Here is a 6,799-nt window from a genome sequence, read left to right as displayed (position 1 = left end):
GCAAAATCGAAGAAACTCCAGCTTGAAATCGTTGCCAAGCCGATTTATTCTGTGAAATTACGGAGGGCTCCATGACTGACCACCCATTCGTTCGTCTACTAGAACAGCCTGTAACGCAAGATGGAACAAGTGATTATAATGTGCTACATCACTTCCACTATGAACTGCCAAATTTGAATGGTCTCAAGGAGTCTATTTTTACTGACCTTTCGGATGGTCCTCCCTGGGGGATAAAATGGTGGAAAACTGATAATTCTACCGATGCTACAGTTCGGAGAATATTGGTCAGTGACACGATCTGCCAAGGATCGAGGACGGTTCTTCAGAACCTATTGGAGGCCTATTTGCACTTTTTAGAATTGTCTTATTGGACCAAGTGCCACGAAGAGTGGTTCAATAGGAATATTCAAGAGCATTTTGTGAAGCAACGGCAGTCTAGCGTTGTGTACCGTCCTGTGAAGCAACGGCAGTCTAGCGTTGTGTACCGTCCTAAGACATTGCTCCAAGCCATCTGCCCACGCTTGGTCCAGTTGCATGCGGTAGGCGTCGCTCGAGCTCTGATCAGCGCCTTGGACTGCGTTGCGGCCCTGGTGGTAGGGGTCCTCCCTCTGCGGAAAGAGATGGAACGAATTACTTTTAGCCGCCTTAGGCAAGAGATGGGAAAGCCAATCCAACGTCTGAGTGGCGTCCAGCAGGAAGCCGGCACACGGGTGTACAACCTTGTGTGCAGCGACGGCGGAGAAGGCTGGATCGATTGGCTCCTTGGGCTCCGAAATACTTGGATGCACCGCGGCCGACAAACCGTTTTTCACGAAGTCTCGCTTTCAGGGCTATATGGGCCGGCTGAAGCGCCCCTAGCCAAGGTAACTTGGCGGTTACCTAAAGATCCGGACATCCCCGAAGTCTGCCGGATGGCTCAGGCAAGCCTGCTCAGCAAAGGCGAGGACTCGATGGGGTTTTGTCATCTTCTAGCAGGCGACGCTGTCTCTAGCTTTAAAGGGCTTCTTGAAGGATGCATAGCCTTGATAGATACTATAGGTAAGGAGCTTTTGGAAGTCTGGGATTGGAGAAAGAGTAATTGCCAAGATCAGCCGGTCAAAGAGCAGTGGCCAAACGCTGAGAGACAGAAGGACGCGATAAAGAGGGCAGGATTTCAAGGGCTTGCTCGAAACCCCATGCCGGGAAGGCCTGGGTGTTTGCCAATCAATCCGTACGATTACAAGCGATTGAAAGCCGCTGCCTTGCACGACCAGGATGTTGCGGCCGTCTGGGGGAGCTTCTTTCGCTAGGTGGCGTGCGATAGCGACAGTGTGAGATAGATAATGTTGGTGGCAGTCGTTATTGCTTGGATGAGCCTGGTTGACGCAAGGCCAGCTTTCTAGGGGTTAAAGCAAGCGCAAGGGATAAAGGACATGAAGATCTGCAAACAGCAGATCAAGCAGGCGGTTGAACGAGCCCTGGATGAGCTTCCGGCTGAGAAGATGGCCGAGGTATTAGACTTTGTGCTGTTTCTTCCAGGGCCTATTGGGCTGAGGAAGGAGCCCGAGGGGCGGCTGTTCCCGAGCTCTCGCCCTTGATCCTGCACACGGTGCCAGGTTCACACCTGGATCGCCTGACGGGGCTTATAGCGGGGGGCGGGGATGCCGTCGCGGACGCCGAAGGTCTCTACGATGAGAATCCCTCGGCATGCCGCGATTGATACCAGCATCCTTGTCGCCCTCGTGGACAGTCGCGACCACTGGCATCCCAGGGCCCAAGGCCTGAGATCCCGATTGAGGTCATGGGGCTTTGGCCTGGGGAGCGCCTCCGGGAAGAGCTGGTCATGGCCCATGAGGAGTTGCCGGCGAGTGCGCACGAGCACATGGTTCAGCCGCGAATGGCTTCTCTTGACGACCCAACGGTAGCGCCCCAGCTTCTCTGAGCTTTCAATCCCGCGCTGTGCGATTCTGGGCTGAATTCGCCGCTTCTACAATGCCTGTCGCTTCTCGGCTGCATCATAGGCTTTATGGAGCATGCAGCTTCTTGGGCCTCTTTCTCTAGCCGGCCTCGGGGCCGCTTTATCGGTTCAATGGCATCCAGGGTGCTTCCATGATAAAAGATCTGTCCACCTTCGCCCCGGAGTGGGGTCCGGGGTTTCCGGCGCCAGATGTTTTATGATGCTGCTGTCCAACGCTCCGCATTGGCGGCGGCGCGTAGCGCCGTCCGACTGATTTGCTTGTTATGCCATCATTGATGTGGTACCGGGCGGAGCTGGTAGATTTGCCCGTATTTCGCTGCTGACTCCAAGTCTCCCCCGCGAAGAGCCTCTCTCACGTCGTCCAATTTATAGGCATCTTCAACGCTGAGATAACTCATCTTCCGCAACGTCTGGTCGCAAGTGATTGCAGCAGAACGAAAATGATTTTTCGTTCTGCCTACATTGCCCACTTGGGCGGAGAAGCGAAGAGGGAGAGTAGATCGATCTTTTGCAGCAGGGCATTCAACTCGGAGGGAATCCGAGAGAAGAGCCCGATCAGCGGTTGTCCTTTCAGAGAAAGTTTGACCAAGCGGATCGCCTGAAGACGCCGAAGCAGCTTGGGCACCTCTTCGGTAAAGCCCTTGGCCACCCATTCGGCTCCGAGCCGCGCGCTCATCCAGAAGGCCAGGAAGCAGATCCTTACATGGTTGCGGACCCGGTCCGGTCGCCAGTGATAGACGGGACGGACTTCCAGGTAGCTCTTGAGCTCCGAGAAGGCGGCCTCGACTATAGCAAGCTGCTTATAGTGGGTGAGCACCGCCTGGCCCGAAGCCTTGGCCGCAGGGAGATTGGTCTCCAAGAGATACCAGCCGTCGATCGCCTCTTCTTCCTTGACCCGCTCCTGATCCAGTTTCCACCAGAACCGTCCGCCTGCGTCGACGCCGTACTGGAAGTATTTGTGCGCTTGGAGTCTCTGCAGCGCTCGGCCGACCCGGCTTCCGACATCGACGGGATCCACCCGCCGGCGTGCCGCCTTCGCGATCTGGTGGAGCACCTCTTCCCCTTGGGCGATGCGGCTCTGCCGCCGTTCGCGGTCCCGCAGAACCCGCCACTCTCCTCCCGCAACGACATAGCGCACTCCCTCATGCTCGATCTCCAGCACCCGCGTCCGGTCCGTTAGCCAGAGCTGCCGGTCTTCGGGCAGACGCCTGAGGATCTCCCGAAGCTTGGTCTGCGTCGATCGGGTCACGTACTCAAGTTCCATGCCGGTCAGGATCTCCAAGTTCCACCAACTCTTCATCCCCCCGTCGAAGACGAAGGTCGCCTCTTGGATCCCGAACCTCCGTCTGAGCGTGACCAAGAGCCCCGTCAAGGTCGTGCTGTCCGCCCGATTCCCTCTCAGCACCTCCACATGAAACGGAATCCCCCGGCCATCCGTAGCAACCGCGAGAAGAACTTGTGGCCGGTCTTGCCGGTGATCCCGGCTGTAACCATATTGCGCCAGTCCCTCTGGACCCTCCCCTTCGAAGTAAACGCTCGAAAGGTCGTAGAGCACCAGGCTCGCCCCCTGCGGCTGACTCCCTTGGTAAAGCTTCCTCTCGATCCCGCTCCAAAAGCCGTTCAACTCATCCATCGCCCGGTAGAGCTCGTCCTCCTCCAGATCCTTCTCCTCGAGCCCACAAGCCTTGGCCAAAAGGGTACCCCGCGCTTCCTCCCGAAGTGCCAGCTTCGAGGAAGGAAAGAGAATCCGGCCAAAGATCATCGCCTTCAAAAGCCTTTGTTTCCGCTCCGAGCCGACCCCGGCAAAGACTTCCTCCAGGCCAAAGCGACGCCAGGCTTCTTCGAGAACCGCCAATCCTCCGTAATCGAGCGCCTCCTGGGCTTCGAGCCCCTCCACAGGGACAAGGCGCTTTTTTTGCAAGGCGGCCGCCAGCACTTCCCGAGCCTCTTCCGGCAACCGGGTGACGTTGGCGATCCGCCGCGTCTTCACCTGCTTCCCTACCCGGTAGGACTCCCGGACGATATAAGCTCGATAGATCTTCCCCTTTTGGCGTGTGCGGACCTCCTGCAAGTACATGCCTACATAACTAACAAGTTATCGCGCATATGTCAACGGCATATTCGCGTTATTAGGTCCTACACAAATGTATATAAGTCATTGATGCACCGAGAAAATTGTCAAAAACTTGCGGAATATCAGATAAGGGGACCAACCGGTATAGTCCTCTGCCAGCGTGACCTCTACCTCAGCCACATATTAACCTTCATGCACATATTTTGACTTCTTTCGCTGTTTCATCGTTACCGCCTCCGCGTGAATGTTCGATCCCGCCGCCACGGATCCTGGCGGTAGGGAGTGACCAGAACCACAGGTCTATCATGACCTTTTGGGATACCCCATATAATCAGCACCTTACAAAAGTTTCGCCAAGCATGGGCTATTGGGCGGGACCATGACCGTTCGCCGGCGTTCTCGGTACAGGCGTCCGGATAGCCTGCGCGTGGCTGCAGCCTATCTCGACGACGGACACAGGCCCCACCGACACAAGCGGGTGAGTCGCAACGTGCAAAAGCCATCGAACACGGTGGCAAGCCGTCGGTATACCTGTAAACATTCGCATGGGTTGCACTATTACACAGACCGGCTTATCCGGGCGCCGAGGGACAAAGCTTGGCAGCCGGGGCCGCCGAGCGACCTATGAGGTATATAAGCCTTCATGCGGCCCTGGTCTGCTGCACCGCCCGGTTCGGCGTGATCGCCGCTATCTCGGGACCACCATAAATGTTCTTGTCGCCCGAGCCCAACTCCCATCGCTGCTATAAGCATCGAACACGATCACGAACTGCTCGTTCACGCGAGCTGTGTTCGTCGGCTCGACATATATCTCATGAACAGGCCCTACCGGCTCTACAACAACCGGTTCGTCTCGGAAGCCGGCGATGCTCCACTTTATTCAAACGACATTTTCGGTGATAATCCTAAAGTAAGCTGTCTTGCCCAGGGGAACGCTTGGCGGGCCAACGATCTCAACTTTTGGCTTACCCCCCGGCTTCGACTCCAAAACTGGTTCATGATGAGGAGGCCCCCATAATGTCAGGGCATAGAAGACGATTGAGGACGTCAACACCATGAAAAGCACCACGGCGGGGCCAACCCATGCCTCGGGGACTCTCCAGTTGAACTTCCTGAAAAGCAGGTAGAAAATTCCGAGCGCGACCCCAGGAACTCCAAGGCTGACCAGAACGCGGAGAACCGATGACTCCATCGCTTACGGTCGTCTCCATGCTGTGGCTGCGCCGCCGAACGGCTCGTTAGCCCGCATCTTTCCGTCTTTTTTACCCGCCTGCGAACCGCTCACCTTCTGAAGCATTTCGAGTAAATCTTTTAGTGCTGCACCTACTTACTCTTCAGGCAATCCTTCAGGCATCCTTACAGCTTTAAAATATAAGAGCAAAAGCTTCTCGAAGGCAAGTACCTGATCCTAACAGAGGAAAACATCTCTTGCGCGGTAGAAGCCGTCTGAGGCTACAAGGAGCTTACTTAGAGCCCAAGCAAGCCTTCCGAAAGCCCCAAGCTTATCTTAGAGATCCAGTCCGATCTATCCCCTAGGATCCGCGCCAGCGCGTCCAGGCCCATATCTTTGTTGCCGCTTTGGCCTTTTTGCTCGAACGATTTTTAAACAAAAAACTAAAGTCAGCCAAGCTCCCCTTTTCCAGCCAAGAGGCCTTGACTTGACCTCCGAACTGTCCAAAGACGCCCGAGGCAGACATCGCTGGCACCAAACACCGCGGGGTCACTGCAGGTAAGCGAGCAGGCCCGTCAGATCCTTTCCGCCCTGCAAGTCAGCTCCTTAGAGCCTTGGAAAGAGAAAAAATAGCTCCAAAAACGGCCACATCGTGACACATTGAAAAACCAGGCATTGATAATCAACGACTTACGAAACTTCCACCAAACATGGGTTACGGCCAGGGGTTCTTCAGGGTAGACGGTAATCTCATGGCATCGCTGGGGAGGCGCTTTTGCTCGGTCGCAGGACCGGATCCCAAGCGGGCGCAGGGTCCCCGTGAGGCTTGTTCGGAGGGGCTGATCTAGATCCTATGTTCTAGCCATCCCGTGGCTTTTCAAAAGGAACCCCAGCCGCCGCGCCAACCTTCCTGCACCCGATCTACTCCGCGTACCGAACGACCTGGTCATGTCGTTGACGGATCGTAAGGCTGTAGAGTAACATGGCAAGCTGCACGTAGACCATAGACATTAGAACCGTGCTCAAATCACGAGCAGGAACGTGCCGATGATGGATGCAAACGAGGCCATCCTCGCGCTTGTCAAGGAGCCCCGGAAACGGGTTGGCCTGATCCAGGAGCGGTTTGCGCAGGAGTTGGCCGGCGCTTTGAGCACAGTGAACCACTCGGAGAACGGCAACCACCTCCCACATCGCTTTCTCCTGCGACGCTTTCCGGAGTTAAGGGAAGAATGGGATAAAGAGAACCTGCCGGGGCAGAATTCAGGGCAACCACAGGGGATTGCCCCTACGTATGCCGATATCCTCGGCTTCTGCAAGAGCGCCACGCTGGAGGAGATCCGCAAGCACGGCTACGTGCTCACCCCTGGGCGCTACGTCGGTGCCGAGGCGGCCCCCGACGACGGCGAGCCGTTCGAGGAGAAGATGGCCCGGCTCGTGGCGCGACTGCGCGAGCAGCAGGCCGAGGCCGCCAAGCTGGATGCCGCCATCGCGGCCAACCTGAAGGAGCTGGGGTATGGGCGTTGAGTCGCGACGCTGCGTCCGCGCTACACCTGGGAGATTCCGTCGTGAAGCCCGCTATTGAGCTTTAACAGATAAG

General features: G+C 56.4%; 5 protein-coding genes and 2 pseudogenes. 4 read left to right on the top strand and 3 right to left on the bottom strand.

The annotated features are described in order from the left end of the window. The first annotated feature begins 710 nt into the window (after positions 1-710). The 3 genes from FN369_RS03055 (at position 711) to FN369_RS03050 (ending at position 1,921) form a co-directional block, all read left to right on the top strand. A complete protein-coding gene (locus FN369_RS03055; protein WP_178087643.1) occupies positions 711-1,289 on the top strand; it encodes a hypothetical protein in 579 nt (192 codons plus the stop codon). 123 nt (positions 1,290-1,412) lie between these two features. Then, positions 1,413-1,577: a hypothetical protein gene (locus tag FN369_RS11045; protein WP_178087642.1), complete on the top strand. Its 165-nt coding sequence runs from the start codon at positions 1,413-1,415 to the stop codon at positions 1,575-1,577. Positions 1,578-1,780: 203 nt separating this feature from the next. Continuing rightward, positions 1,781-1,921 carry a hypothetical protein gene (locus tag FN369_RS03050; RefSeq protein WP_178087641.1) on the top strand — a complete coding sequence of 47 codons (141 nt, stop codon included), beginning with the start codon at positions 1,781-1,783 and terminating at the stop codon, positions 1,919-1,921. On the opposite strand, the pseudogene FN369_RS11410 reads toward FN369_RS03050, so the two are convergent. The 3 genes and pseudogenes from FN369_RS11410 to FN369_RS03035 all read right to left on the bottom strand — a co-directional run. Beyond that, a pseudogene (locus tag FN369_RS11410) lies at positions 1,865-2,082 on the bottom strand (IS5/IS1182 family transposase); the annotation flags it as partial. The gene FN369_RS03050 and the pseudogene FN369_RS11410 sit on opposite strands and share 57 nt — an antisense overlap. 332 nt (positions 2,083-2,414) lie before the next feature. Next, entirely contained in the window at positions 2,415-4,034 is a 1,620-nt protein-coding gene (locus FN369_RS03040) for an IS1634 family transposase (protein WP_142524737.1), read from the bottom strand. An 877-nt stretch (positions 4,035-4,911) separates the two neighbouring features. After that, positions 4,912-5,223 carry a hypothetical protein gene (locus tag FN369_RS03035; protein ID WP_142524736.1) on the bottom strand — a complete coding sequence of 104 codons (312 nt, stop codon included), beginning with the start codon at positions 5,221-5,223 and terminating at the stop codon, positions 4,912-4,914. A 1,269-nt stretch (positions 5,224-6,492) separates the two neighbouring features. On the opposite strand from FN369_RS03035, the pseudogene FN369_RS03030 reads away from it, so the two are divergent. Beyond that, positions 6,493-6,726, top strand: a pseudogene (locus tag FN369_RS03030) (N-6 DNA methylase); the annotation flags it as partial. Between the last annotated feature and the right edge of the window lie 73 nt (positions 6,727-6,799).

Origin of the sequence: Methylacidimicrobium cyclopophantes (genome assembly GCF_902143385.2) — a bacterium.
In the GTDB taxonomy this organism is placed as follows: domain Bacteria; phylum Verrucomicrobiota; class Verrucomicrobiia; order Methylacidiphilales; family Methylacidiphilaceae; genus Methylacidimicrobium; species Methylacidimicrobium cyclopophantes.
Note: the sequence above shows the minus strand (reverse complement) of the source record. Positions and strands in the feature narration are given on the sequence as shown.

Coding starts and splice junctions, on each gene's coding strand:
- FN369_RS11045 (WP_178087642.1), top strand. CDS start 1,413: ATGAAGATCTGCAAACAGCAGATCAAGCAGGCGGTTGAACGAGCCCTG.
- FN369_RS03040 (WP_142524737.1), bottom strand. CDS start 4,034: ATGTACTTGCAGGAGGTCCGCACACGCCAAAAGGGGAAGATCTATCGA.
- FN369_RS03035 (WP_142524736.1), bottom strand. CDS start 5,223: ATGGAGTCATCGGTTCTCCGCGTTCTGGTCAGCCTTGGAGTTCCTGGG.
- FN369_RS03050 (WP_178087641.1), top strand. CDS start 1,781: ATGGGGCTTTGGCCTGGGGAGCGCCTCCGGGAAGAGCTGGTCATGGCC.